This is a genomic window from Caballeronia sp. ATUFL_F1_KS39 (genome assembly GCF_023630985.1).
Lineage (GTDB): Bacteria > Pseudomonadota > Gammaproteobacteria > Burkholderiales > Burkholderiaceae > Caballeronia > Caballeronia zhejiangensis.
The window spans coordinates 101,223-124,594 of sequence record NZ_JALQDZ010000043.1 but is presented as its reverse complement, the minus strand read 5'-3'; the positions used below and the strand labels follow the sequence as shown (position 1 = coordinate 124,594).

The 23,372-nt window shown below is 64.0% G+C and carries 23 protein-coding genes; 8 read left to right on the top strand and 15 right to left on the bottom strand.

Annotated features, from left to right (window positions below):
• Positions 1–84: 84 nt before the first annotated feature.
• Together NCR93_RS23455 and NCR93_RS23450 are read right to left on the bottom strand one after the other, a co-directional pair.
• Positions 85–1,629: a sugar ABC transporter ATP-binding protein gene (locus tag NCR93_RS23455; RefSeq protein ID WP_175982674.1), complete on the bottom strand. Its 1,545-nt coding sequence runs from the start codon at positions 1,627–1,629 to the stop codon at positions 85–87.
• Complete coding sequence (locus tag NCR93_RS23450) at positions 1,619–2,860, bottom strand: ROK family transcriptional regulator (RefSeq protein WP_175982673.1); 1,242 nt, start codon at positions 2,858–2,860, stop codon at positions 1,619–1,621. The genes NCR93_RS23455 and NCR93_RS23450 overlap by 11 nt, the downstream gene beginning before the upstream one ends.
• 311 nt (positions 2,861–3,171) lie before the next feature.
• On the opposite strand from NCR93_RS23450, the gene msrC reads away from it, so the two are divergent.
• Together msrC and NCR93_RS23440 are read left to right on the top strand one after the other, a co-directional pair.
• Complete coding sequence (gene msrC, locus NCR93_RS23445; RefSeq protein ID WP_175982672.1) at positions 3,172–3,666, top strand: free L-methionine (R)-S-oxide reductase MsrC; 495 nt, start codon at positions 3,172–3,174, stop codon at positions 3,664–3,666.
• A 126-nt stretch (positions 3,667–3,792) separates the two neighbouring features.
• Positions 3,793–4,776 carry a substrate-binding domain-containing protein gene (locus tag NCR93_RS23440; RefSeq protein WP_175982671.1) on the top strand — a complete coding sequence of 328 codons (984 nt, stop codon included), beginning with the start codon at positions 3,793–3,795 and terminating at the stop codon, positions 4,774–4,776.
• Positions 4,777–4,782: 6 nt separating this feature from the next.
• Here NCR93_RS23440 and NCR93_RS23435 read toward each other — a convergent pair whose 3' ends face one another.
• Complete coding sequence (locus tag NCR93_RS23435) at positions 4,783–5,955, bottom strand: fumarylacetoacetate hydrolase family protein (protein ID WP_008349133.1); 1,173 nt, start codon at positions 5,953–5,955, stop codon at positions 4,783–4,785.
• Between the two features lie 101 nt (positions 5,956–6,056).
• On the opposite strand from NCR93_RS23435, the gene NCR93_RS23430 reads away from it, so the two are divergent.
• The gene (locus NCR93_RS23430) at positions 6,057–6,803 is read left to right on the top strand and encodes an IclR family transcriptional regulator (RefSeq protein ID WP_008349131.1); all 747 of its coding nucleotides are present in this window, start codon (positions 6,057–6,059) and stop codon (positions 6,801–6,803) included.
• On the opposite strand, the gene NCR93_RS23425 is transcribed toward NCR93_RS23430, so the two are convergent.
• Positions 6,782–7,324, bottom strand: a complete 543-nt coding sequence (locus NCR93_RS23425; protein WP_175982670.1) for a universal stress protein — start codon at positions 7,322–7,324, stop codon at positions 6,782–6,784. The genes NCR93_RS23430 and NCR93_RS23425 overlap by 22 nt on opposite strands.
• 272 nt (positions 7,325–7,596) lie before the next feature.
• Between NCR93_RS23425 and NCR93_RS23420 the strand changes: the two genes are divergently transcribed.
• Genes NCR93_RS23420 through NCR93_RS23410 form a run of 3 tightly spaced genes read left to right on the top strand, consistent with a single transcriptional unit; the run spans position 7,597 to position 11,888 of the window.
• The gene (locus NCR93_RS23420; protein WP_175982669.1) at positions 7,597–8,748 is read left to right on the top strand and encodes an HlyD family secretion protein; all 1,152 of its coding nucleotides are present in this window, start codon (positions 7,597–7,599) and stop codon (positions 8,746–8,748) included.
• 4 nt (positions 8,749–8,752) lie between these two features.
• Entirely contained in the window at positions 8,753–10,339 is a 1,587-nt protein-coding gene (locus NCR93_RS23415) for a DHA2 family efflux MFS transporter permease subunit (protein WP_008349125.1), read from the top strand.
• Between the two features lies 1 nt (position 10,340).
• Positions 10,341–11,888, top strand: coding sequence for an efflux transporter outer membrane subunit (locus NCR93_RS23410; protein WP_175982668.1), 1,548 nt, complete (start codon positions 10,341–10,343; stop codon positions 11,886–11,888).
• On the opposite strand, the gene NCR93_RS23405 is transcribed toward NCR93_RS23410, so the two are convergent.
• Complete coding sequence (locus tag NCR93_RS23405; RefSeq protein ID WP_175982667.1) at positions 11,885–12,124, bottom strand: hypothetical protein; 240 nt, start codon at positions 12,122–12,124, stop codon at positions 11,885–11,887. The two genes, NCR93_RS23410 and NCR93_RS23405, sit on opposite strands and share 4 nt — an antisense overlap.
• Positions 12,125–12,343: 219 nt before the next feature.
• Here NCR93_RS23405 and NCR93_RS23400 point away from each other — a divergent pair, with 219 nt between their 5' ends.
• Positions 12,344–12,811 (top strand): response regulator, encoded by a 468-nt coding sequence (locus NCR93_RS23400; protein ID WP_175982666.1) that lies wholly within the window; start codon positions 12,344–12,346, stop codon positions 12,809–12,811.
• Here the strand turns inward: NCR93_RS23400 and NCR93_RS23395 are convergent.
• Both NCR93_RS23395 and NCR93_RS23390 read right to left on the bottom strand, forming a co-directional pair.
• Positions 12,787–13,197, bottom strand: a complete 411-nt coding sequence (locus tag NCR93_RS23395; protein WP_175982665.1) for a hypothetical protein — start codon at positions 13,195–13,197, stop codon at positions 12,787–12,789. The two genes, NCR93_RS23400 and NCR93_RS23395, sit on opposite strands and share 25 nt — an antisense overlap.
• Before the next feature lie 156 nt (positions 13,198–13,353).
• Positions 13,354–14,268, bottom strand: a complete 915-nt coding sequence (locus tag NCR93_RS23390; protein WP_175982664.1) for a serine hydrolase domain-containing protein — start codon at positions 14,266–14,268, stop codon at positions 13,354–13,356.
• Positions 14,269–14,419: 151 nt separating this feature from the next.
• Here NCR93_RS23390 and NCR93_RS23385 point away from each other — a divergent pair, with 151 nt between their 5' ends.
• Positions 14,420–15,856 (top strand): AarF/UbiB family protein, encoded by a 1,437-nt coding sequence (locus NCR93_RS23385; RefSeq protein ID WP_175982663.1) that lies wholly within the window; start codon positions 14,420–14,422, stop codon positions 15,854–15,856.
• 39 nt (positions 15,857–15,895) lie between these two features.
• Here NCR93_RS23385 and NCR93_RS23380 read toward each other — a convergent pair whose 3' ends face one another.
• From NCR93_RS23380 to cyoA, 8 genes are all read right to left on the bottom strand, one after another.
• Complete coding sequence (locus NCR93_RS23380; RefSeq protein WP_175982662.1) at positions 15,896–16,693, bottom strand: IclR family transcriptional regulator; 798 nt, start codon at positions 16,691–16,693, stop codon at positions 15,896–15,898.
• Positions 16,694–16,703: 10 nt separating this feature from the next.
• Entirely contained in the window at positions 16,704–17,414 is a 711-nt protein-coding gene (locus NCR93_RS23375; protein WP_175982661.1) for an SDR family NAD(P)-dependent oxidoreductase, read from the bottom strand.
• An 11-nt stretch (positions 17,415–17,425) separates the two neighbouring features.
• Entirely contained in the window at positions 17,426–18,727 is a 1,302-nt protein-coding gene (locus NCR93_RS23370; protein ID WP_008349109.1) for an MFS transporter, read from the bottom strand.
• Positions 18,728–18,783: 56 nt separating this feature from the next.
• Positions 18,784–19,311, bottom strand: a complete 528-nt coding sequence (locus NCR93_RS23365; RefSeq protein ID WP_175982660.1) for a 2,4'-dihydroxyacetophenone dioxygenase family protein — start codon at positions 19,309–19,311, stop codon at positions 18,784–18,786.
• A gap of 182 nt (positions 19,312–19,493) precedes the next feature.
• On the bottom strand, positions 19,494–19,826 hold the full coding sequence (gene cyoD, locus NCR93_RS23360) for a cytochrome o ubiquinol oxidase subunit IV (protein WP_008349105.1): 333 nt from the start codon (positions 19,824–19,826) through the stop codon (positions 19,494–19,496).
• On the bottom strand, positions 19,826–20,434 hold the full coding sequence (gene cyoC, locus NCR93_RS23355; RefSeq protein WP_008349103.1) for a cytochrome o ubiquinol oxidase subunit III: 609 nt from the start codon (positions 20,432–20,434) through the stop codon (positions 19,826–19,828). Before cyoC ends, cyoD begins: the two co-directional genes overlap by 1 nt.
• Positions 20,434–22,443 carry a cytochrome o ubiquinol oxidase subunit I gene (cyoB, locus tag NCR93_RS23350; RefSeq protein WP_175982659.1) on the bottom strand — a complete coding sequence of 670 codons (2,010 nt, stop codon included), beginning with the start codon at positions 22,441–22,443 and terminating at the stop codon, positions 20,434–20,436. Before cyoB ends, cyoC begins: the two co-directional genes overlap by 1 nt.
• Before the next feature lie 3 nt (positions 22,444–22,446).
• On the bottom strand, positions 22,447–23,331 hold the full coding sequence (gene cyoA, locus NCR93_RS23345; protein ID WP_175982658.1) for a ubiquinol oxidase subunit II: 885 nt from the start codon (positions 23,329–23,331) through the stop codon (positions 22,447–22,449).
• Positions 23,332–23,372: the final 41 nt, after the last annotated feature.

The window sequence follows — 23,372 nt, the reverse complement described above, 5'->3', positions numbered from 1 at the left end:
CGCTGCGATACGCTCTCCGCCTTCGCAACCGGCGCGCTGTCGTGGTGTTTCGTCGTGTTAGCCATGTCTCTCTCCAGATATCCTTTAAGCCGCCTGATCGAGCGCGACCTTCGAGCCCGTCGCCAGTTCGATGATCCCTTCCTGCGAAATCGGCTTGCCCGAATGGCCGCCGAGTTCGCCCGCGATTTCGCCTTCGCGCATCACGAGCACGCGGTCCGCCACGCCGATCACTTCCGGCAGCTCGCTCGAGATGACGATCACGCCGACGCCCGACCGCGCGAGATCGTTGATGATTCGATAAATCTCCGACTTCGCGCCGATATCGACGCCACGTGTCGGCTCGTCGAGAATCAGCACTTCGGGCTTGGTTTCGAGCAGGCGCGACAGCAGCACCTTCTGCTGATTGCCGCCTGACAGCGCGCCCACGTTCACGCGCATGTTCGGCACGCGGATGGTCAGCGCGGCGATCGCGTCCTTCGCGCGCGCGTTGCCGCGCGGCAGGTCCATCACGCCGGCTTTCGCATCGCGTCCGGCGACGGTGATATTGATGTTGTCGCGCACGCTCATGTCGAGGAAGAGGCCCTGGCCCTTGCGGTCTTCCGTCAGATAGACGAGACCGGCATCGATCGCGTCGCGCGGCGTGCGCAGCTTGAGCGGCTTCCCGTGCATCGACACTTCGCCGCGTATCGCCGGTTCCGCGCCGAAGATCAGACGCGCGAACTCCGTGCGTCCCGCGCCGACGAGTCCCGCGATGCCCAGCACTTCGCCCTTGTGCAGATCGAGGCTGCATCCTTTCACGCGATTGCCGTCCGCCATATCGCGCACGGACAGCACGACGTTGCCCGGATCGTAAGGCGCGTGCTGCTTCTTGTAGAAGCCGGAGATGTCGCGGCCGACCATCATCTTGACGAGGCTGTCGGCGGAGAGTTCGTCGCGCATCAGCGTGCCGACGTACGCGCCGTCGCGCAGCACCGAAACGCGGTCGCTCAGTTCATAAATCTCCGCCATCCGATGACTGATGTAGATGATCGCGATGCCTTCCTCGCGCAGTTGCCGCACGAGCTCGAACAGGCGATCGGTTTCGCGCGAGGAGAGCGGCGTGGTCGGCTCGTCCATCACGAGGATGCGCGCGTGAGCATGCACGGCGCGCGCGATTTCGACGAGTTGCCGCTCCGCGATCGACAGGTCGCCGACGAGCGTATGCGGCTTGAAGTTCGCACCGAGACGCTTGAGCACGTCGGTGCAGCCGCGCTCCATGCCCGCGCGATCGACGAGCCTGCCGCGCCGCAATTCGCGCCCCGCGTAAATGTTCTCCGCGACGGAAAGATTCGGCGCGAGGCTCAGTTCCTGATAGATCACCGCGACGCCGAGCGCGCGCGCGGCGAGCGGCCCGTCGATGGTGACGGTCTTGCCGTCGATCAGGATTTCTCCGCCGGCATCGGCCTGATACGCGCCCGAGAGGATTTTCATCAGCGTGGATTTGCCCGCGCCGTTTTCGCCCATCAGCGAATGCACTTCGCCGGGATAGACCGACAGACGCACGTCGTTCAGCGCGCGCACGCCGGGAAAGGTTTTGCTGATGCCGCGCATTTCGAGCAGCGGCGGTCGGCTGGAAGCATCATGCGGCATGGTTCATCTCCTGCGGTTTGATGCCCGCGTGGCGGATCGCCGCGCGCGGTGAGAAGTTGAAGAACATCGGCAACGTGGCCGCGCCGATCGCGCCCGCATCCGGGCCGAAGGAGCCGCGCACGAGCGTCGGGGTGCCGCGCGCTTCGGGCGCGTTGGCGGCGAGCGTCGTCGACAGACGTGCGACGAGCTTGTCGAGGAGGCCGCCGTCGATGTCGGAATCGATCACGACCATCGGCACGTCGAGCACGCAGAGCGTCGCGCGCAGGGCGGGCGCGAGCGCTTCGATGCAGTCGTCGATCCATTCGTCGACGGCGGGAAGACTGCGCTCGATGCAAGCCTGCAGATCGACGCGGTTATCGGCCGCGGCGCCACAGTAGTTGAGATGCCGCACGAGCGCGTTCAGCGATGCGCGCGACAGCAGGATGTCCCACTGGCCGGCCGGTTGCGGCGCGGACGGCAGGCGGCTCGGCGGCACCGGAATCACGCCGATGTCGCCCGCATTGCCCGACGCGCCGCGCAGGCAGTCGCCGTTGATCGCGATGCCGCCGCCAATCGCGGAGCCGAGAAAGAGATAGACGAAGTCGTCGCAACTGCGGCCGTGGCCGTAGAAAAGCTCGGCCGTCGCGGCGGCGTTGCCGTCGTTTTCGCTGAAAACCGGCAGCGAGAGCGTGCGCGCCAGTTCATCGGCGAAATCGGTTTCGTCCCACGCGCGGAAGCGTTCGGCGGGCAGGCCGAGTTCGCGCAGCCAGCTGCCGAGATTGAAGGGCTGCGCGATGCCGATGCCCGTCAGCCGCTCGCGCTCCGGCTCGGAAAGCAGGCGAAGCATGCTTTTGACGTCGCGTTGCACGATTTTGAGCACTTCGGACGGATGCGGCAGGATGGCATCCAGCGCGCTGCGGGCGAGCACGTCGCCGGCGAAATTCACGAGCACCGTTTCGATGCCCGTGCGATCCAGCCGCACGCCGATACCGAACGCGCCGCGCGGATCGAGCCGGATCAGCGACGCGGGCTGGCCGCGCTGCCCTTCGAGACGACGACCGGTGTATTCGATCAGGCCCGCATTTTCCAACGATTCGACGATGCTGCCGACCGCCGTGCTCGTGAGATTCGCGTGACGCGCGAGGTCGGCCTTCGATGCCGGCTCGGTGCGCCGCAGCGCCTGCAGCAGCAGACGTTCGTTGTACCGGCGCACGCTCGCGGAATTGCTGCCTCTGCCGCTTGGGGATTTCACGCGCTGTCTCCGAAGTAGCCGGCCATCGAGTCGTGGCCATTAATTAAATCAAGTTGATTTATTTAAGACCGACGGCGCGGCGAAGTAAAGCAGGGAAATCCCGAAGCATTTTGTTCAGCGGAATGCGAAACGCGCTGCGCGACCATTGCAAACCGCGGACCCGGTGCGCTTTCACACTAGGCGATGCAATCGTCAGTTCCAAGCTTTGCGACACGGCTTTGCAGCCAGCTTTCGACGCGCGGCGCGCGCAGCGTCGTGCGGATCGATGTGCTATCGTCGGCGACACTTTTCGACACATTGGCCGCCGTTTCATGTTCTCGATTTCCGAAGCCACGCACGCGACCAAGGCCGCGCAATACGACGATCTGCTGCAGCAAGCCCGCGCGCTCATCGCCGATGAAACCGACTTCATCGCCAACGCGGCGAATTTTTCGTCGCTCATCTATCACACGCTGCCGGATCTGAACTGGGCCGGCTTCTATCTGTTCGACGGCACCGAACTCGTGGTCGGGCCGTTTCAGGGCAAGCCGGCGTGCGTGCGGATCGCGCTTGGACGCGGCGTCTGCGGCACGGCGGCGCGCGAACGGCGCACGCAGGTGGTGCCGGACGTGCACGCGTTTCCGGGCCACATCGCCTGCGATTCGGCGTCGCGCTCGGAGATCGTCGTGCCGCTCGTCGGAAGCGACGGCGCGCTGATCGGCGTGTGGGACGTCGATAGCCCCGTGCCGAACCGCTTCGACGATGAAGACGCGCTCGGCATGGAAGCGCTGTGCGCCGAGTTCATTGCGCTCGCGTGGAAAAAATGAACGTCGAAGCAGCGGATAACGGCGCGGCCGCGCTCGTGGAAGCGGCATCGCGCTGAGAATTTGTCCTCATCGGACGACTGGTCGCGTGCGTCTACAATGGGACGTTTTCATCCGTCTCAAAATTTCATGACGAGCCTCGTCCGCCGCCGCCTGCTTGCCGCATGCGCCATGAGCGCGTGTGCGTTCGCGCGCGTGCGCGACGTGCGCGCGGCATCGGACAAGGCGACCGTCGCGCTCGTGATGAAGTCGCTCGGCGATCCGTTCGTCGTGTCGATGATCGAAGGCGCGCGCAACTATCAGCGCCATTACGCATCGCAGCTCGATCTCACGACGAACGGCACGCTCACCGACAACGACGTCGCCGGGCAGATTCACATCGTCGAGTCGCTCATCGAAGCGAAGGTCAACGCGATCGTCATCGCGCCGGCGGATTCGAAGGCGCTGCTGCCGGTGGCGGCGAAGGCGATCGCGGCGGGCATCATCGTAATCGCCATCGACAATCCTTTCGACGAAGCCGCGCAGGACGCGGCGCGCGTCACGATTCCGTTCGTCGGACCGGACAGCCGGCGCGGGGCGAGGCTCGTCGGTGGGTATCTCGGCTCGAAGCTGAAGGCGGGCGATGAAGTCGCGATCATCGGCGGGCCGGCGAACGATCGCAACGCGCAGCAGCGCACGGTCGGCTTCACGGACGCGATGAACGCGGCGGGCATGCGTATCGCCGCCGTCGACAGCGGCGACTGGACCCTCGTGAGCGGCAAGGCGAGTGCGCTGGAGATGCTCTATGCGCATCCGGACTTGCGCGGCTTGCTCTGCGCGAACGACAACATCGCGATGGGCGCGATCGACGCGATCCGCATCGCCGGAAAAAGGGGCCGCGTGCTGGTGACGGGCTACAACAACATCGAAACCGTGCAGCCGATGCTCGACGACGGCCGCCTGCTTGCGACCGTCGAGCAATTCGGCGCGCGGCAGGCGGTGTTCGGTCTGGATGTCGCGGTGAAGGCGCTCGTGGAGAAGCGGCGGCAGAGAGACTTGTCGCCGTATATGGAAACGCCGGTGCAACTGGTGACGAGAGGGGCAGCGAAGGGGTTTCGGTTCGGGGCTTCTTAGAGCGCGTTAAACCAGCCCCCGCGCCGCAAGACTCCGATACAGCGCCCGCACCCCGAACGTCCACGGCTCGATTTCCGTCGACAGCTTCACCGTATTGACGAGCGCGCCGAGACTGGGCGTCGAGATCGTCACGACATCGCCGAGATGATGCGTGAAGCCGCCGCCTTCGGTGTCGCGGTCCTTGATCGGCGAGAACATCGTGCCGAGGAACAGCATGAATCCATCCGGATACTGATGATGCGCGCCGTGCGTCTGCGTGACGAGATCCGCCGGATCGCGGCTGATCTCGCTCATGTGGCTCACGCCTTCGAGCACGAAGCCATCGTCCGCGCCTTCGATGCGCAGCGACACGCTCGTCGCGCGCACCGAATCCAGCGTGAAGCGCTCGTCGAAAAGACGCACGAACGGGCCGATCGCGCACGACGCGTTGTTGTCCTTCGCCTTGCCCAGCAACAGCGCGCTGCGGCCTTCGATATCGCGCAGATTCACGTCGTTGCCGAGCGTCGCGCCGACGATCTCGCCACGCGCATTCACCGCCAGCACGATCTCCGGCTCCGGGTTGTTCCATTTCGACGTCGGATACAGGCCGACATCCGCGCCGAACCCGACCGAGGACATCGGCTGCGACTTCGAAAACACTTCCGCGTCCGGCCCGATGCCCACTTCCATGTATTGCGACCACGCGCCGCGACGCTCCAGTTCGGCCTTCAGCTTCATCGCGGCGTCCGAGCCGGGCTCGATCTTCGACAGATCCGCGCCGATCAGCTTGTTGATCGTGTCGCGCACTTCCTGCGCGCGGCTTGCGTCGCCGCCCGCCTGCTCTTCGATGACGCGCTCCAGCAAACTCACCGCGAACGTGACGCCGCACGCCTTCACCGCCTGCACGTCGCAGGGTGCGAGCAGGCGCAGGCCGCCGGCGGATGCATCGAGCGTCGCTTGCAGCAGATCCTGAACGTTGCCGAGATGCTCGCCTTCGGCGTTGCGGGCGATGTCGAGCGCATCGGCGTGATCGAAGAGGTCGGCGGTGGTCGGCGCGGCGCGCGTGATGTCGAACACTTCGCCCTTGCGCACCGCGACGACGGCGGGACCGTTCACGGGCGCAGGGCGCCAGACACGGCCGATCAGCACGGCGTCGGCGAAATCTTCGGGCAGACAGGAGGAGACGTTGACGGTTTGCATGAATGCGATGACAGGCGGGAGAGGAATGCCGATCGTAGCCCGCGTGTCGAAGAGTGTCCATTGGGTTGATTAAATGTCCAACCCGTTGGAATAATGCGGTCATGGAAAAAACTTACGACGTTCCCGCGCTGCGCCGCGCCAGCGACATTCTCGAAGCGCTCGCCGCCGCCGCGAAACCGGTGCGTGCGGCCGCGCTCGCGGAACAAACCGGCCTCTCGCGCAGCACGCTTTATCTGATGCTGGAAACGCTCGCGCGCATGCAATGGATCGAAAAGCGCGACGACGGCTACATGATCGGCGTCGGTCTCTTCGAGCTCGGCAACGCCTATGTGCGGCACGACAAGCTGCAAGCCGCGTTTCGCGAAGGCGCCGGCGCGTTCATCAACAAGCACAACGAGGTCGTGCAGCTCGCCGTGCTCGACGGCGTGCAGGTTGTCTACATCGCGCGCGAGGACGCGCATCGTCCGGTGCGGCTCGTGTCGGATCTCGGCTCGCGTCTGCCCGCGCATTGCTGCGCGCTCGGCAAGGCGCTGCTTTCCGGAATGACCGATGAAGCCGTGATCGAGCGCCTGCCCGACCGTCTCGAAGCGGTGACGCCGCGCACCATCACGCGGCGCGCGGCGCTACTGCGCGAACTCGCGTCGATTCGCGCGAGCGGTCTCGCGGTCGAGCGCGAGGAAGTCGCGGAAGGCCTCGCGTGTTTCGCGGCTTACGTCGGGATGACGCCGGCGGGCAAGCGCGTCGCGGTATCGACGAGCGTGCCGGTCGGCCGGCTCGATCCGAAACGTGAGAAGCAGATTTCGATCGGCATCGTGCAGCTTGCAGCTCACTTGCGCGGCGCGCTCTGACGATGTGATACGCGCGTGCCAGCGCAGGCCGACGAAGCGGCGACGCGCGCGTGATCGGTTCCTGCGGAAAGCGGTGCGCTCGCGTGCGCCGCGATCAGCACGTCGCATGTTGCGTGCGAGCACACTACATCGCGCAGACGCGCTTCGCCGTGCCGCCAGCCGGTTTCCGCCTCGCCGCCGAGCACGATCAGATCCGCGCCCGCCGCTTTCGCCTCGCGCGCGATCAGTTCGCCGACGCTCGTGCCGTCGAGCGGCTGCGTGACGCTGCGCGCAATGCCGTCGATGCCTGCGCTATCGATCAATCGCGCCGCATAGTGCGTGACGGCGCGCGCGTGATCCTCGATGACATCGAGCGTTTCGCCCGGATTGCTGTCGGCGGTGACGATGGCCCACCACGGCGCCTGATCGACGATGTGCAGCGCGGTCAGCCGCGCGTTGCAGTCGCGGGCGCGCGTGATGGCGGTGGTCAGGGCGCTTTCGCTGAGGCTCGTGCCGACCGCGACGAGAATGTGCTTGTACATGATGAGTCTCCGTCTGTTTGGTTCAGAGCGGATGATCGGCTCGCAAAGTTAGCGGGAAATGAGCGCGCAATTGCATCTTTTACAAAGCGACTGGATCGCTGGCCATTGCGCCCGCGCCGCTGCGCCTTCGCGTATCGAAACCGTAAGGGAATACCGTTTGCTGATCGTGTGCCTTCCGAATGCCTTGATCGAGCGTCCGAGCGCTCCGGCATTCGCGCAACTTCGCCCGGCGTTCGTCCGGGTCTCACCCGATTACCCGATAGCGAGCGGCGATGTCAGACCGAGACGACTCCGATACTCAAGACGAAGCGCGCGAGAATGAGCGCAAGGACGCGAAAGACGACGGCGACAAAGCGGAAGACAAAGCGGAAGACAAAGCGCGCAAGAAGCCCGGCAAAAAGCCGCTGATCATTCTGGGCGTCGTCGTCGTGGTGCTGGCGATCGGCGCGTTCGTCTGGTGGTTCCTGACGCGCAATCAGGTCAGCACCGACGACGCCTACACCGACGGCGATGCCGTCACGATCGCGCCGAAGGTATCGGGCTATGTCGTGACGATGAACATCGACGACAACCGCTTCGTGCACAAAGGCGATCTGCTCATCAGGATCGATCCGCGCGATTATCAGGCGCAACTCGATCAGGCCAACGCGCAGCTCGGTCTCGCGCAGGCGCAACTGCACGCGGCGCAAACGCAGCTCGAAGTGGCGCGCGTGCAGTATCCAGCGCAGCTCGCAGAGGCCCAGGCGCAGGAGCTCAACGCGCGCGCCAATCTCGCGCAGGCGAGCGCGGCGTACGAGCGGCAGCATTCCGTCGATATCCGCGCGACGTCGCAACAAAACATCGACACCGCGGACGCGCAGCAAAAGAGCGCGCAGGCGAACGTCGCGCAGGCGCGTGCGCAGGTCCGCACCGCGAGCCTCGTGCCGCAGCAGATCGCGCAAGTCGTGGCGACCGTCGAGGAGCGGCGTCAGCAAGTGCGGCAGGCGCAGGCGCAAGTCGAATCGGCGCAACTGAATCTCTCGTACACGGAACTGCGCGCGCCCGCCGATGGCTGGATCACGAAGCGCAACGTGCAATACGGCACGTTCCTGCAGGCGGGCACGTCGATACTTTCGCTCGTCACGACGCGCGTCTGGATCAGCGCGAACTTCAAGGAGTCGCAACTGGATCGGATGCAGCCGGGCGACAAGGTCGATATCGACGTCGATGCGTATCCCGACATGAAGCTGCACGGCCACGTCGACAGCGTGCAGCTCGGCAGCGGATCGCGCTTCTCCGCGTTCCCCGCCGAAAACGCGACGGGCAACTTCGTGAAGATCGTGCAGCGCGTGCCGGTGAAGATCGTCATCGACGATGGATTGAAGCCGGGCACATCGCTGCCGCTCGGGCTTTCGGTCGTGCCGACCGTCATGCTGCGCCATTGACATCATGAGCGACAGCACCGCGGAACACGACCACAGCGGCTGGAAGCCGAGCGCGAATCCGTGGCTCATCGCCGTGGTCGTCACGCTCGCGGCGTTCATGGAAGTGCTCGACACGACCATCGTGAACGTCGCGCTGCCGCACATTTCCGGCACGATGTCCGCGAGCTACGACGAAGCGACGTGGACACTCACGTCCTATCTCGTCGCGAACGGCATCGTGCTGCCGCTTTCGGCGTACTTCTCGAAGATACTCGGGCGCAAGCGCTACTTTCTCATCTGCATCGGGGCGTTCACGGTCTGCTCGTTCATGTGCGGCATCGCGTCGAATCTCGGTGAACTGATCGTCTTCCGGATTCTGCAGGGCTTCTTCGGCGGCGGCCTGCAACCGAGCCAGCAATCGATCATTCTCGATACCTTTCCGCCCGAGCAGCGCGGCCGCGCGTTCTCGATCTCGGCGGTCGCGATCGTCGTCGCGCCGGTGCTCGGACCGACGCTCGGCGGCTGGATCACCGATAACTTCACCTGGCGCTGGGTCTTTCTCATCAACGTGCCGGTGGGCGTGCTGACGACCATCGCGGTGATGCAGTTCGTCGAAGATCCGCCGTGGGAAAAACGGCAAGACCCGAAGAAGATCGGCATCGATGTGGTCGGCATCAGCCTCATCGCGCTCGGGCTCGGCTGTCTGCAAGTATTTCTCGATCGCGGCGAGGACGACGACTGGTTCGCGTCGAACTTCATCGTGACGTTCGCGGTGCTCGCGGCGGTAGGCATCGTCGGCGCGACATTCTGGCTGCTGTACGCGAAGCGGCCCGTCGTCGATCTTCGCGTGATGAAAGATCGCAACTTCGCGCTCGGTTCGGCGGCTATCGTCGGATTCGCATCGGTGCTGTACGGCAGCGCCGTGCTGATACCGCAGCTCGCGCAACAGCAGCTCGGCTACACGGCGACGCTCGCGGGCCTCGTGCTCTCGCCGGGCGCGATCTGCATCGTGTTCCTGATTCCCGTCGTCAGCAAGCTGATGAACGTGATCCAGACGCGCTTTCTCGTCGCGTTCGGCTTCTTTCTGATGGGATGCGCGCTCTTGTATTCGCATCATCTCGTGCCGAACGTCGATTACGTGACGCTGACGAAGATGCGCAGCGCGCAATCCATCGGCATCGGCTTTCTGTTCGTGCCGGTCACGACGCTCGCGTATCTGTCACTGCCGAAGTCGCTGAACAACGATGCCTCCGCGCTCTTCACGATGTTTCGCAACGTCGCGGGATCGATCGGCATCTCGCTCGCGACCGCGATGATCCGCGAGCGCACGCAGGCGAACATGGCGCATATGGTCGAGCATCTGACGCCGCTCAATCAGCCGTACAACGAGTCGGTGCAACGCATCGCGCGCACGCTGATGGACAGTGGCCAGACGATGTCGCAAGCGATGTCCGCCGCGACCGGGCAGATGTACAAGACGCTCGTATCGCAGGCGACCATCCTCGCGTATCTCGACGTGTTCGCCGCGTGCGCGATCTTCGCGTTCATGTTCATACCGCTCACGTTTTTCTTTTCGCCCGTGAAGGCTTCGGGCCAGGCGGGAGGGCATTGAGATGAAGCTGCGTCCAATCATTCCGTTCATTCCGATGTTCGCGCTCGCATTGAGCGCGTGCGCGGTCGGCCCGGATTTCACGCCGCCGAAAGCCGATGTTCCCGCTAACTGGCGCGACACGCAGCGCGCGCAGAACGCGCCGGACGATCCGCGCGTGCCCCATGCCGACGCGCCATCGACGGCGCAGACTTCCGCCGATCCCGATCCGCGCTGGTGGAAGCAGTTCAACGATGCGACGCTCGATGCGCTGATCGAACGCGCCATCGCGGGCAATCTCGATTTGCAGAGCGCGGTGCTGCGCATCGCGGCGGCGCGGGAAGAGAGCGTGTCGGCGGCGGCGCAGGGCTTGCCGCAGTTGAGCGCGAATGCGAGCGTGAAGCGTCAGCAACTCGGCTTGAAAGGCCTGCTCGAATCGCAAGGCGTGTACGACAAGCTCGACGGTCTCGGCGCGAACGGCGCGCAGATCCGTCAGGGACTCGATTCCGCGACCGGTCCGGTCACGCTGTTTCAGGACGGCTTCGACGCATCGTGGGAACTCGATCTTTTTGGCCGCGTGCGGCGTTCGGTGGAATCGGCGAATGCGCAGACGCAGGCTGAAATCGAAAGTCGCAACGACGCGCTCGTTTCGCTCGAATCGGAAGTCGCACGCACGTATGCGCAATTGCGCGGCGCGCAGGCGATCAAGCAGATCACACTCGCCGAGATCGACGCCGAAGAGCAGATTCTCGATCTCACGCGCGAACAGGCGCGCGTCGGCCTGACGAGCCAGCAGGACGTGCAGAGCGCGAGCGCGCAAGTCGGATCGTTGCAGGCGCAACTGCCGACGCTCGATGCGCAGATCGCGCAGGCGATGAACGGTCTCGCCGTGCTCACCGGCAACGCGCCGGGCACGCTCGACGCGGAACTGTCCGATGCGCGCGCGTTGCCGCCGGTGCCGCCGGTCGTGCCGATCGGCTTGCCGTCGACGCTCGCGCGCCGTCGTCCAGACATTCGCCGCGCGGAGGCGCAACTGCATTCCGCGACCGCTGAAGTCGGCGTCGCGGTGGCGCAGATGTATCCGGATATCTCACTAACTGGGCAGGTCGGCACGCGTGCAACGAAGGCGCGCTATCTCGCGCATTGGTCGAGCCTGTTCTGGTCGGTCGGGCCGAGCATTTCGCTGCCGATTTTCGAAGGCGGCGCGTTGCGCGCGAACGTGCGCGTGGCGAAGGCGCAGGCGGGGCAAGCGGCGTTGCAGTATCGGCAGACGGTGCTCAACGCGTTGCAGGAAGTGGATAACGCGCTGGTTTCGTATCGGACCGAACAGGACCGGCGCGCGGCGCTCACGCGCACGGTCGAGGCGAATCGCGTCAGCCTGCAACTCGCGACGGACAGTTATCGCAAAGGACTCACGCCTTTCGTGACCGTGCTCGATGCCGAACGTCAGCTTGCGCAGACGCGCGAGCAGCTCGCGCAATCGACCGTCAACGTGACGACCGATCTCATCGCCGTGTACAAGTCGCTCGGCGGCGGATGGCAGGACGACGCATCCGCGACCGCGCAAAACTAACGTCTGCGCTTTTTCCAGTCGTAGTCGGCGGGCGGATCGGCGACGCCGGGCTTGCCGACCGAATGCGGGTTTTCACTGCATAGCGTGACGAAGCCGATGTTCTCGCCAGCGGCTTGACGGCGGCGCAGGTCTTCGGCGAAACGCAGCGCATCGGCGAGCGCGTTCGCATCGAAGCGCTTGTAGCGTGCCGCGCCTTCGGCGTCAGGGTTGTCGCCAAGCCAATACACGACGAACATCGATTAGCCTCTCGTTTGGAGATGAATGCACCATCGTCGACGCTCATGCGACGACGATGCAAATCCTGCACGGCGCGCGTGCATCGACGCGCCGCGACAGCCACCGGGTAATCCCGAAGTGTAACGTCGGCGCGCCGCATGCCGCCTGACGCCACGCTTTTGCGGGCCCGCGAGGGAATGATCGTTGCTCTCATCTCCGTTCATTCCGAGGCCCGAACGATGCAACGACACGAACGTGTTTCCACGCGAGCGCTGTGGCAGATTCCGCCGCGCGCGACGTGCTGCGACGAGCCGCGCGTGCTCATCGCCGATGACGACATGGACGCGACGCGCGCGATCTGTCTCGCGCTCGAAGACGCCGACTTCACCGTGCGCGCGGTGCACACGGGCCTCGACGCCGTGTCGCTCGCGCGCAAGTGGCGGCCGGGCGTCGTACTGCTCGATCTGATGATGCCGCTCGGCGATGGCTGGGAAGCGGCCGAAGCGATCCGCGCCATCGATCTGTCGATGTTGCTGCTCGCGCATACGAGTTGCACGGATCCGCAGGATCTGTCGCGCGCGCAGCGCACCGGCTTCAACGGCTACTTTGTCAAGCCGACCGAACTCGACGGCATGATCGCGGTGCTGCGCGATTATTTCTCGGCGCGTCAAGGCGAGGGCGATCATGCATCGGTGCGCTTGCGCTGAACGAGTTCGAGCTTCGGCGCGAATGGTTCGACATCGCGCGCTGCGTCCGCTTTCAACATGTCTTCCCAGTACTGACAATAGCCGGCCCAGAACGGCATCTGCGTATGCGCGGATGCAGCCGTCGGCAGCGGATCGGGCAGCATGCGGCGCAGGCGTCCGATCTCCTTGTGCTTCCATTGCAGCAGCGCGCGGCGCTCTCCGCGCCGCGGCGGGCACATTTCGTTCATGCTCGCAACAGCTATCGAGAAACCCTCGGCGGGGCGCGATGCCATTTTCGTCAGCACCGCGGTCTGCGGGCGCGGCCCGCGTTCGTGACAGATGATCGCGCCGATCTGCCCAAGGATGTACATCGCTTTCGCCATCGGCGGTTCGGAATGGTGTTGCATGGCGCCTCTCTTTTTATCGTTATGAGTCTTCGTGCACGGCGCTCGAAGTTTTCTCGATCTTGATGTGAATGCGTCCAGGCGACGCATTTATAAGATACCGTATTGAGATTAATCCGAAATGTGCATCGACAAAAAGATACAGTCGCGCCGTCTCTTTCACGCCATGTCGAGCACATGACGCTCGAACAGGTCGCGCATGTTGCGATGTGCATCGCCGCTGTCGCACGTCGTGGCCGCGACGATCCGCTCTCGTTGCGCGATGAAGATGAACTGGCCGCCGTGTCCCGCCGCGAAGACATAACGCGGATCGATCCAGCAGAGATAGCCGTATTGCGCGTCCATCGGCGGGCCGCCGTCGCTTTGCACCGACATGGCATCGTCGATGAACGCTTCGTCGACGATGCGCGCGCCACGCCATGCGCCGCGATGCATCATCAGAAGGCCGAGCGAAATCATGTCGCGTGCGCGCAGCAGGAGACCGCGCCCGCCGAACGTGTGACCGTCCTCGTCGCTGATCCATTCGCTCGCTTCGATGCCGAGCGGCGCGAACAGCGTGTCGCGCGCGTAATCGGCGAGCGTGCGCCCCGTCGCGGATTCGAGCGCCAGCGACAGCAACTGGACCGCGTGCGAATCGTATTGAAAGCGCGTGCCCGGCTCGCTCGCGAAGGGCCGCGAGAGAATGAAGCGCAGCCGGCTTTCATCGTCCGAGAAGCGCTCGCAACTGCCGAGCACGCAGTCGTCGATGGTGCGCTGGTCCCATTCGAATCCCGATGTCATCGTGAGCAGATGCCTGAGCGTGATGCGCTGCACGCGATGATCGAGCGCCGTGTCGCACATGGGCGGCACAAGGCGCGCGGCGGGGGTATCGAGCGGCGGAAGCGCGCCTTCGCGAAGCGCCGCGCCGACGGCAAGCGCGACGATGGTCTTCGTGACCGAGTTGATGTTTTCGAGCGATTCCGGCGTCACGTCCTCACGATAATGTTCGAACGCGATCGCATCGTCGTGCGCGACGATGAAGCTTCGCACGCCGGATTCGTTCGTCAGCGCTTCGCGTAAGGAAGAAGTCGTCATTTAAAAAGGATCACGAAGTAAATGAGGAAGGCTTCGTTTCGTCCGCGTGCATGCAGGAACGAATCGTGTTACACAGTCAGCAATCCGGATGCCACGCACGGCGGCATCGCAGCCTTTCAGCGGTTTCAACTCACTTTCAGCGAGCCCGAATTTGTCAGTCCGACGACTCGCGACGCTCTGGCGTCTTGGCCGGGCGTTCGTCCGCGAAAGCCATCTGACCGGCGACGGCGCAGCGATGACGCGCGTCGCGCGCTTCTTCGCCACGCATGGCGCGCGCGCCGCGCCGCTGGCAGCCGGCGTGCCCGCGCTCTCGCAACTTTCGCGCGTGCTGGAGAACGCGTCCGGCGCGCTCGCGAGTCATCCGGCGCTTGCCGAAACGGCGGTGCGCGTCGCGCTGTCCGAACTCGACGGGCTCTTCACGCCGTACGACGCAACGCGCTTTCGCGACGCTTGCAGAGCCACATTCCCGCCCGCGCTTTCCTTCGAACTCACCGAGTTGAGCGCGGTGCCGTTGCGCTCGGGCATCGCGGAGCAGACGCATCGTGCGCGCCTCCGCGATATGGCGGTGCGCGTCACGCTATTGCGCGCCGACGCGCATGCCGAACTCGCTGACGATCTCGACCTCGCGCTCGCGGCTGCGCGTTTCGCGGAACGCCGTTCGGCGAAGGCGCGCGAGATGCATCCGGTGGAATGGGTGTACCGTTCACGCGAGAGCGTCGATGCGATGATCGACTTGCGCCAGCGCGCCGCCGATCAGAGCTACTTGCGCTTTCGCCTGCGCGACGACGCGCGTCTCGCCGTGCCTGAAGTGCTCTGGGACTATTGCAACGACTCGGTGCTGACGACACGCGCGATCGAAACGGCCGCACTGTCGGATGCGCAAGCGCTCGCGTCATGCGGGCTCGATCAGGCCGATGTCCTCGCGACGCTCATCGAAGCGTTCTTCGAAATGGCCCTGGGCGTCGGGCTGTATCACGCGGGACTGGACGCGGCGGGCGCGCGCGTGGGCATCGAAGGCGAGACGCGCGGCCAGATCGTGCTGGAAGCCGACAATCCGATGATGTTCTTCGCGGCGCACGAGCGCGACTTCATCGTCGGCGTATCGCATGCGCTGATGGAGGGCGATCACAAGGCGGCCGCGCGCGCACATCTCGAGCACGGCCGGCCCGAGACGCATGCGACGCATCACGAAGTGCGCGTCGAAGCGACGTATCGGCGCGAAGCCGAGCGCTTTGCCTCGCCGCACGCACGTAGCAAGGTCGGTGTCGCGCATCTGTTCGGCGCGATCGGCAAGGCGCCCGCCGAACATATGTTCAGCGCGTCGCACGGGCGCATCGCGTCGCGCGCGGTGCTGCTCGCGCGTTCGGCGGAACGCATCGAGCGCCTTGCGGAGGACATCGCGCCGGACGTCGACGTATGGAAGATCGCGCGCAGGGTCATCGTGCGGCTCGCGGCGGATCAGATCGGCTTCAGAAGCATGGCGGCGCGCTTTGCGCACGAAGCGACGCACTGGCCGCACACACTGCCGCGTCTGCCGCGGCTTATCGCACAGCGGGCGGATGCGACGGGCGCGTTTCGGCGGGACTGAGGGGCGCTGGTTCCGAGCCAAGGCGCGGGCATTAGCGCGTCAACGCGTACCCGGCGACATACGCTCCGCGATCGCGCGCGACGCGTCCTTCAGCGGCTCGACGTAGGTTTCGAGCGGCGTCGCGCTCTTTCTGAACAGCGGAATGCTGATGCTCACGCAGCCGAGCGTCACGCCATTCGCGCCGACGATCGCGCTGCCGTAGCAGAAAATCTGCGCCTCGTTTTCCTCGCGGTCTTCCGAATAGCCGCGCGCGTGAGTTGCATCGAGTTCGGCGTCGAGCGCGGCGCGATCGGTGATCGTGTTCGGTGTGAAGCGTTCGAACTTCAGGCCATGCAGCAATGCATCGCGTTCGGCGGGCGATTGCGTCGACAGATACGCCTTGCCGACGGAACTCGAATACAGCGTCACGCGCGTGCCGATGCGCGACGCCATGCGAACCGCATGCGGGCTTTCGAGCTTCTCGATGTACACCATCTCCGAGCCGCTGCGCACTGCCAGATGCACCGTCTCCTGCGTCGCGTCGCGCAGCGCCTGCAACGCGTCGGTGGCCGCGATGCGCAAATCGGAGCGCTCCCAGCTGCGGCTCGCGAGCGACATCAGCCGCGGGCCGGGCGCGTAACATCCGCCGCGCACGCTTTCGACGACCAGGCCTTCCGCGATTAGCGCGCCGACGATGCGATAGACCGTCGGACGCGGATAACCGCTCGCCGTGGTGAGACGCGCGATGGTCGGCGGTTCGCCGGCATCGGCGATGAGTTGCAGCACCGCCATGAACTTCGAGAAGGCGGCGGTGCCGGTGGCCTTGGCGGCGTCGAGGGAAGCGGTGTCTGAGGGCATGATGCGGGAATCATGCCACGAGATAGCCGCCATCGACGGGTATGATCGCGCCCGTCATGAACGACGCCGCCGGTGACGCGAGAAACGCCGTCACGCGCGCGACGTCTTCCGGCAAGCCCCAGCGCTTCATCGGCGTGCGGTCGAGGATCGCCTGCGAGCGGCCGTCGTCGTTCTGCAGCGCTTGCGTGAGCGGCGTCGCGATCCAGCCGGGCGCAACGGCGTTCACGCGGATGCCCTCGCCGGCATAGGCGATCGCCAGCGATTTCGTCAGTTGCGCGACGCCGCCCTTGCTCGCGCTGTACGCGGGCACGAGTCCGCCGCCGAAGAACGTCAGCATCGACGCCGTGTTGATGATCGAACCCTTGCTGCGCGCGAGCAGTGGACGGGCGGCGGCGCACATGCGCATCGTGCCGTTGAGATTCACCGCGATCACGCGCTCGAATGTTTCGATGTCGTGCTCGTCGCCGCGCCGGATCATGCCCGCGCAGTTGACGAGCACGTCGAGCGAATCGATACGCGCAAAGAGCGCGGCGACGCTGGCGGCATCGGCGACATCGAGTTCGACGACTTCGATGCCGGGCGCGTCGGTCGGCGCTAGGCCGGCGGCGATCACGCGCGCGCCGAGCGCCGCGAATTGCTGCGCGATGCCCGCGCCGATGCCCTGCGTGCCGCCGGTCACGACGACGGTCTTGCCCTTGAAGAGATCAGCTTGAAAAGTCATATCGGTGCGATTCATACGGCGGGAACGGGTTCGGTCTGGCGCTCCGCGTCCTCGATCGGCGCGCGCACGACGAACATGTAGACGAGCGCAGCAGCGAACGCGACGCCCGCGCTGATCAGGAACGCGTTCACGAACGAATGCGTCTTGTCGACGACGAGGCCCGTGATGAACGGCGCAAACGAGCCGCCGAAGTAGCCGCCGAAGTTCTGGATACTGCCGAGCGACGCGACCATGTGGCGCGGCGCGGCAACGGAAACGAGCGCCCACGCGGCGCCGCTCGCCATGTTGACGAAGAACATCGCGGCCGACAGATAGGCGATCGCGAGCGTCAGGTTCGGCGTGAACGCGGCGGGCACGGTGAACAGCGCCGCGCCGATGAGTCCCGAGCAGATCGGCCACTTGCGGCTGCGGATCGGGGCGACGCCGCGCGCCATCAAACCATCGGCGATGAAGCCCGACGAGAGCATGCCGAGCGTACCCGCGAGATACGGAATCGTCACGACCCAGCCGGTCTTCGCGATCGTCAGATGACGCTCGTGTTCGAGATACGCGGGCAGCCACGTGAGATACAGCCACACCATGTAGATCACGCCCATGAAGCCGAAGATCATGCCCCACGTCGTCGCCTTGCCGAAAAGGCCGCGCCATTCCGCGAACGTCATGTTGCGTTCCTTGCGCTGCGCCGGTTCGCCCTCGGTCAGATGCGCGAGTTCTTGCGATTCGAGCTTCACGTCCTTCCGGTTGCGATAGACGATGTACCAGCCGATCGACACCGCAATCCCGAGCGCGCCCATGATGATGAACATGTTGCGCCAGCCGAAGGACAGCAGGAGCACGGTGAGGATGGGCGGCGCGAGCGCGGGTCCGATGGTCGATGACGTGACGAAGATGCCCGTCGGCTTGCCGCGTTCGCGTTGCGCGAACCATTCGGACACGACCTTTGCGCCCGCCGGAAATTGCGGCGCCTCGCCGATGCCGAGCGCGATGCGCGCCGCGAGAAACTGATGCAGATTCGTGACGAGCCCGCCGAACAACTGCGCGACCGACCACACGAACATGCCGAGGCCGAGCATGATGCGCGCGCCAAAGCGGTCGAGCATCACGCCGATGGGCAACTGCGAGAACGCGTACGCGAACGAGAACGCGGAGAGCAGCAGGCCCATCTGCGAGGCGGAGAGGCCGAGCTCCTGCGTGACGGAGTGATTCGCGATCGAGAGCGTGCTGCGATCGAGATAATTCACGATGCCCGCGAGCGTCAGAAAAGTGAGCGCGACCCACTGAATGCGCTTCAGGCGCGGTGATTTTTCCAGCATGTTGTCTCCTCCGAATGCTCTGTCGAGTCTGTTAGAGGGTTGAGTTTGGGTGGATGCTAGCGAATGAATTGATCGACGAAGTCGGCACCGAGTCCGACCGATTCGTAATGCTTGCGGCACATGTCGACTTTGGTGAAGACGTCTTCGTAGCCGGTGTAGTTGCCGTACGGGTCGCAATAGAACATCACGCCGTTCACCTGGAAGTACGTGATCATTTCCTCGACGTCTTCGGGAACATAGAGCGTGTGCGTTTCGCCGGGCGGCTCGAAGACATAGCTGCCTTCGGTAGCTTCCCAGTCATGTTCGAGATAGCGCCAGCGGCCTTTGAGCACCATGCCGTGGACCGCCTGCGGATGACGATGACGCGACAGCACGCCGGATTTGCGCACGCGCAGGAGGTTCATCCAGTAGCCGGTCGACACGTTCAGACACAGTGGACGGAACCAGACGTTTTCGGCCTGCGGCACCCATTCGCGCTCGTCGGCGGGAATCGCGCTCGGCACGACGATTTCCTTTTGCGCTTCTTTAGGGAGGGGAAGTTGATACGGCGTCATGGCATCCGCCGCGGGTTTCGGCGCGGTCATCGCGTCTCCTTGTCCATACTGTGGATTCGTGAATCAAATTATGGACAGATATTCTTCCTCGTTCCGCGAATTGTCAAGATTCTTCAACGGATGATGAATTCGTGCAGATACCGCCTTTTCGACGGACGAAAAAAAAGGCGGACCGGCAGGTCCGCCTTAGATCACGCGATGAAGCCGAGCGATTAGCGCGCCATCATTAGCATGTGCACGTTATGCATCACCCAAACCGTGCCGACGATAAGAATCAGCGACATAAGAATGGTGTAGGCAAACGAGATCGCATGCCAGCGCTGTCCCTTCGACGAATTGACGTGCAGGAAGAACACCACATGCACGATCACCTGCACCGCGGCCAGCACGGCGAGCGCGACGATCGCGCTTTCGCCCTTGAACGCGCCCGAGGTCGCGGCCCAGAACGACGCCACAGTTAGCACGACAGCCAGCACGAAGCCGATGAGATAACCGCGCACGGTGACGTGCGGGAAATCGCTTGTTTCGGTATGAGCATGTGCCATCAGACGACGCTCCCAAGGTAGACGAAGGAAAACACGCAAATCCAGACGATGTCGAGGAAGTGCCAGAAAAGGCTCAGGCAAGCGAGACGGCGCAATTCGCGTTCGTTCATTTGCGGATTGCGTGCGATCTGCACGGCCAACACGACCAGCCAGATCATGCCGATGGACACGTGCAAACCGTGCGTGCCGACGAGCGTGAAGAACGCCGACCAGAACGCGCTGCGTTGCGGACCCGCGCCTTCAGCGATCAGATGCGCGAACTCCTGCATTTCCAGAAACAGGAAGCCCGCACCCAGCAGGAACGTGACGAACAGCCACGCGAGCACCGCGCCCGACTTGCGGCGCGTCGCCGAGATCATCGCGAGACCGAAGGTCAGGCTGCTCGTGAGAAGCAGGCCCGTTTCGTACGCGACGTCCTTCAGGTTGAAGAGATCCTTGGGCGTCGGGCCGCCTGCGGTCTGCATCGCGAACATCGCGAAGGTTGCAAAGAGCGACGCGAACAGCACGCAGTCGGTCATCAGATAGGCCCAGAAGCCGAACACCGAATGCGACTGGTGCTCGTGCTCATGGCCATGCGCGTGTTGCGCGGATAGCGTCGATTGCGACATTACATTGCCTCCAGTTCGAGTTCGCGAGCCGAGCCGGCCTTCGCAGGCGTCTTCGGCGGACGATTGCGCTCTTCGGTCGACTTCACGGTCGCGGCCGGGATGATGAAGCCGGCGTTATCGCGGAAGCTGTAACCGATAGCCGTCGCGAAGATGCCGACCATGCTTGCAGCCGCGAGCCACCAGATGTGCCAGATAGCCGCGAAACCGAAGGCCAGCGCGAACAGGCCGATGACCAGACCCGCGCTCGTATTCGACGGCATGTGGATGTCGCGGTACGGACGCGTATCGATGCGGCCGTGTTCCTTGGCATCGGCGAAGTCGTCGAGTTCGCGCACAGCGGGAATATTCGCGAAGTTATAGACCGGCGGCGGCGAGCTGATGGACCACTCGAGCGTGCGCGCACCCCACGGATCGCCGGTGACATCGCGATACGCAGGCTGATTGCGGCGGATGATACTGACCACGATCTGCGCGACCTGGAACACGACACCCAGCGCGATGATGCCCACGCCCACGGCAGCGGCGATGAAGAACGGCTGCCACGACGGGTCGTCGTAGTGATTCAGGCGGCGCGTCGCACCCATGAAGCCGAGGATGTAGATCGGCACGAACGCGACGAAGAAGCCCACGAACCAGCACACGAACGCACTCTTGCCGAGCTTTTCGTCGAGCTTGAAGCCGAACACCTTCGGCCACCAGTACGAAATGCCGGCGAAGTAACCGAACACAACGCCGCCGATGATCGCGTTATGGAAGTGCGCGATCAGGAACAGGCTGTTGTGAAGCACGAAGTCCGCGCCGGGAATCGCGAGCATCACGCCCGTCATGCCGCCCAGCGTGAAGGTGATGACGAAGCCGATGGTCCAGAGGATTTGCGAAGTCATCTGCACGCGGCCTCGGTACATCGTGAAGAGCCAGTTGAAGATCTTCACGCCGGTCGGGATGGAAATGACCATCGTCATAATGCCGAAGAAGGCATTGACGTTAGCGCCCGAGCCCATCGTGAAGAAGTGGTGCAGCCACACGAGGAACGACAGCACCATGATGCAGCACGTGGCCCAGACCATCGTCTTGTAGCCGAACAACGGCTTCTTCGAGAACGTCGCGACCACTTCCGAGTAAATGCCGAAGGCGGGCAGAACCAGGATGTAGACCTCAGGATGACCCCAGGCCCAGATCAGGTTCAGGTAGACCATCGGGTTGCCGCCGCCGTCGTTCGTGAAGAAGTGCATGCCGAGGTAACGGTCCAGCGCAAGCAGCGCGAGCGCGACGGTCAGGATCGGGAACGTCGCCATGATCAGCACGTTCGAGCAGAACGCCGTCCACGTGAAGACCGGCATCTTCATCCACGTCATGCCGGGCGCGCGCATCTTCACGATCGTCACGAAGAAGTTCACCGCGGTGAGCAGCGTGCCGACGCCGGACAACTGCAACGCCCAGATATAGTAGTCGACTCCGACGCCCGGATTGAACTGCGTCTCGGAGAGCGGCGGATACGCGAGCCAGCCCGTCGTCGAGAACTCGCCGATGAACAGCGACAGGTTGATCAGAATGGCGGCGACGGCCGTCATCCAGAACGACAGCGAGTTGATGAACGGGAACGCCACGTCACGCGCGCCGATCTGCAGGGGCACGACGAGGTTGAAGAACGCGACCAGCAGCGCCATGGCCATGAAGAAGATCATGATCGTGCCGTGGGCCGTGAAGATCTGGTCGAAGTGATGCGGCGGCAGATAGCCGGGCCCATCGAGCGCGATGGCCTGTTGCACGCGCATCATGACGGCGTCGGCGAAGCCGCGCACGAGCATCAGCCCGGCGACGACCAGATACATGACGCCGATGCGCTTGTGATCGACCGAAGTCAGATACTCGCGCCAGAGCCAGCCCCATTTGCCGAGTTTAGTGATAAGGCCGACCGTACCGAGCGCGAGGACCGCCATGAAGACGGTCGCCCCCATGATGATTGGCTCGTGGTACGGGATCGCCTCAAGCGTTAGTTTGCCGAACATGGCTTACCCCTTGGTTACACAATTTGCGCCTACGACCGAGTTGCCGTAGTTGTACTTCGCGACGATGTTGTTGAAGAGCTTCGGATCGACGGTCGAGAAGTAGCGCACCGCGACCTTTTCGCTCGGACGCGCGACGCCGGCGTAGACGTCCATGCTCAGATTCTCGGGCGCGTTCTTGACCTGCTTCAGCCACGCGTCGAAGTCTTTGTTGGACATGGCCAGTGCACGGAACTTCATGTCGGAGAAGCCCTTGCCGCTGTAGTTCGCCGAGATGCCTGCGTAGTCGCCTGCGTGATCGGCCATCAGGTGCAGCTTCGTCTGCATGCCCGCCATCGCGTAGATCTGGCTGCCGAGTTGCGGGATGAAGAACGAATTCATCACCGAATCGGACGTGATGCGGAAGTTCACCGGCGTGCCGACCGGGAACGCGAGCTGGTTCACCGACGCGACGCCAAGATCCGGATAGATGAACAGCCACTTCCAGTCGAGCGCCACGACTTCGACGTTGATCGGCTTGACTTCGGATTGCAGCGGCTTGTACGGATCGAGCTCGTGCGTGGTTTTCCACGTGAGGATGCCGAGGTACAGGATGATGGCTGCGGGAATCGCCCAGACCACGACTTCGATGGCCGTGGAATGCGCCCATTTCGGCGCATACGTGGCCTTCGTGTTGGACGCGCGATAGCGCCATGCGATGAACAGGGTGAGCAGGATCACCGGGACTACGACGAGAAGCATGGCGTAAGTCGCGGTGGCGATCAGCGACGATTCCGCTGCGCCAATCACGCCTTTCGAGTCCAACACCTCCAGCTTGCATCCCGAAAGACAAAGACTGGCTATCAACCCCGATAACAATGGCACTGCTAAACGTTGGGTATTTTCATTCATTGCATTCGCTGGTTTCGATGATCGAAGCGTCCCGGGAAGAA

Bases quoted from the DNA above. Each gene is read 5' to 3' on its own strand.
- NCR93_RS23420 (WP_175982669.1), top strand. From the start codon at position 7,597: ATGTCAGACCGAGACGACTCCGATACTCAAGACGAAGCGCGCGAGAAT.
- NCR93_RS23455 (WP_175982674.1), bottom strand. From the start codon at position 1,629: ATGCCGCATGATGCTTCCAGCCGACCGCCGCTGCTCGAAATGCGCGGC.
- cyoD (WP_008349105.1), bottom strand. From the start codon at position 19,826: ATGGCACATGCTCATACCGAAACAAGCGATTTCCCGCACGTCACCGTG.
- NCR93_RS23415 (WP_008349125.1), top strand. From the start codon at position 8,753: ATGAGCGACAGCACCGCGGAACACGACCACAGCGGCTGGAAGCCGAGC.
- cyoC (WP_008349103.1), bottom strand. From the start codon at position 20,434: ATGTCGCAATCGACGCTATCCGCGCAACACGCGCATGGCCATGAGCAC.
- cyoA (WP_175982658.1), bottom strand. From the start codon at position 23,331: ATGAATGAAAATACCCAACGTTTAGCAGTGCCATTGTTATCGGGGTTG.
- msrC (WP_175982672.1), top strand. From the start codon at position 3,172: ATGTTCTCGATTTCCGAAGCCACGCACGCGACCAAGGCCGCGCAATAC.
- cyoB (WP_175982659.1), bottom strand. From the start codon at position 22,443: ATGTTCGGCAAACTAACGCTTGAGGCGATCCCGTACCACGAGCCAATC.
- NCR93_RS23375 (WP_175982661.1), bottom strand. From the start codon at position 17,414: ATGACTTTTCAAGCTGATCTCTTCAAGGGCAAGACCGTCGTCGTGACC.
- NCR93_RS23365 (WP_175982660.1), bottom strand. From the start codon at position 19,311: ATGACCGCGCCGAAACCCGCGGCGGATGCCATGACGCCGTATCAACTT.
- NCR93_RS23405 (WP_175982667.1), bottom strand. From the start codon at position 12,124: ATGTTCGTCGTGTATTGGCTTGGCGACAACCCTGACGCCGAAGGCGCG.
- NCR93_RS23395 (WP_175982665.1), bottom strand. From the start codon at position 13,197: ATGCAACACCATTCCGAACCGCCGATGGCGAAAGCGATGTACATCCTT.
- NCR93_RS23390 (WP_175982664.1), bottom strand. From the start codon at position 14,268: ATGACGACTTCTTCCTTACGCGAAGCGCTGACGAACGAATCCGGCGTG.
- NCR93_RS23400 (WP_175982666.1), top strand. From the start codon at position 12,344: ATGCAACGACACGAACGTGTTTCCACGCGAGCGCTGTGGCAGATTCCG.
- NCR93_RS23425 (WP_175982670.1), bottom strand. From the start codon at position 7,324: ATGTACAAGCACATTCTCGTCGCGGTCGGCACGAGCCTCAGCGAAAGC.
- NCR93_RS23370 (WP_008349109.1), bottom strand. From the start codon at position 18,727: ATGCTGGAAAAATCACCGCGCCTGAAGCGCATTCAGTGGGTCGCGCTC.
- NCR93_RS23430 (WP_008349131.1), top strand. From the start codon at position 6,057: ATGGAAAAAACTTACGACGTTCCCGCGCTGCGCCGCGCCAGCGACATT.
- NCR93_RS23380 (WP_175982662.1), bottom strand. From the start codon at position 16,693: ATGCCCTCAGACACCGCTTCCCTCGACGCCGCCAAGGCCACCGGCACC.
- NCR93_RS23410 (WP_175982668.1), top strand. From the start codon at position 10,341: ATGAAGCTGCGTCCAATCATTCCGTTCATTCCGATGTTCGCGCTCGCA.
- NCR93_RS23440 (WP_175982671.1), top strand. From the start codon at position 3,793: ATGACGAGCCTCGTCCGCCGCCGCCTGCTTGCCGCATGCGCCATGAGC.
- NCR93_RS23435 (WP_008349133.1), bottom strand. From the start codon at position 5,955: ATGCAAACCGTCAACGTCTCCTCCTGTCTGCCCGAAGATTTCGCCGAC.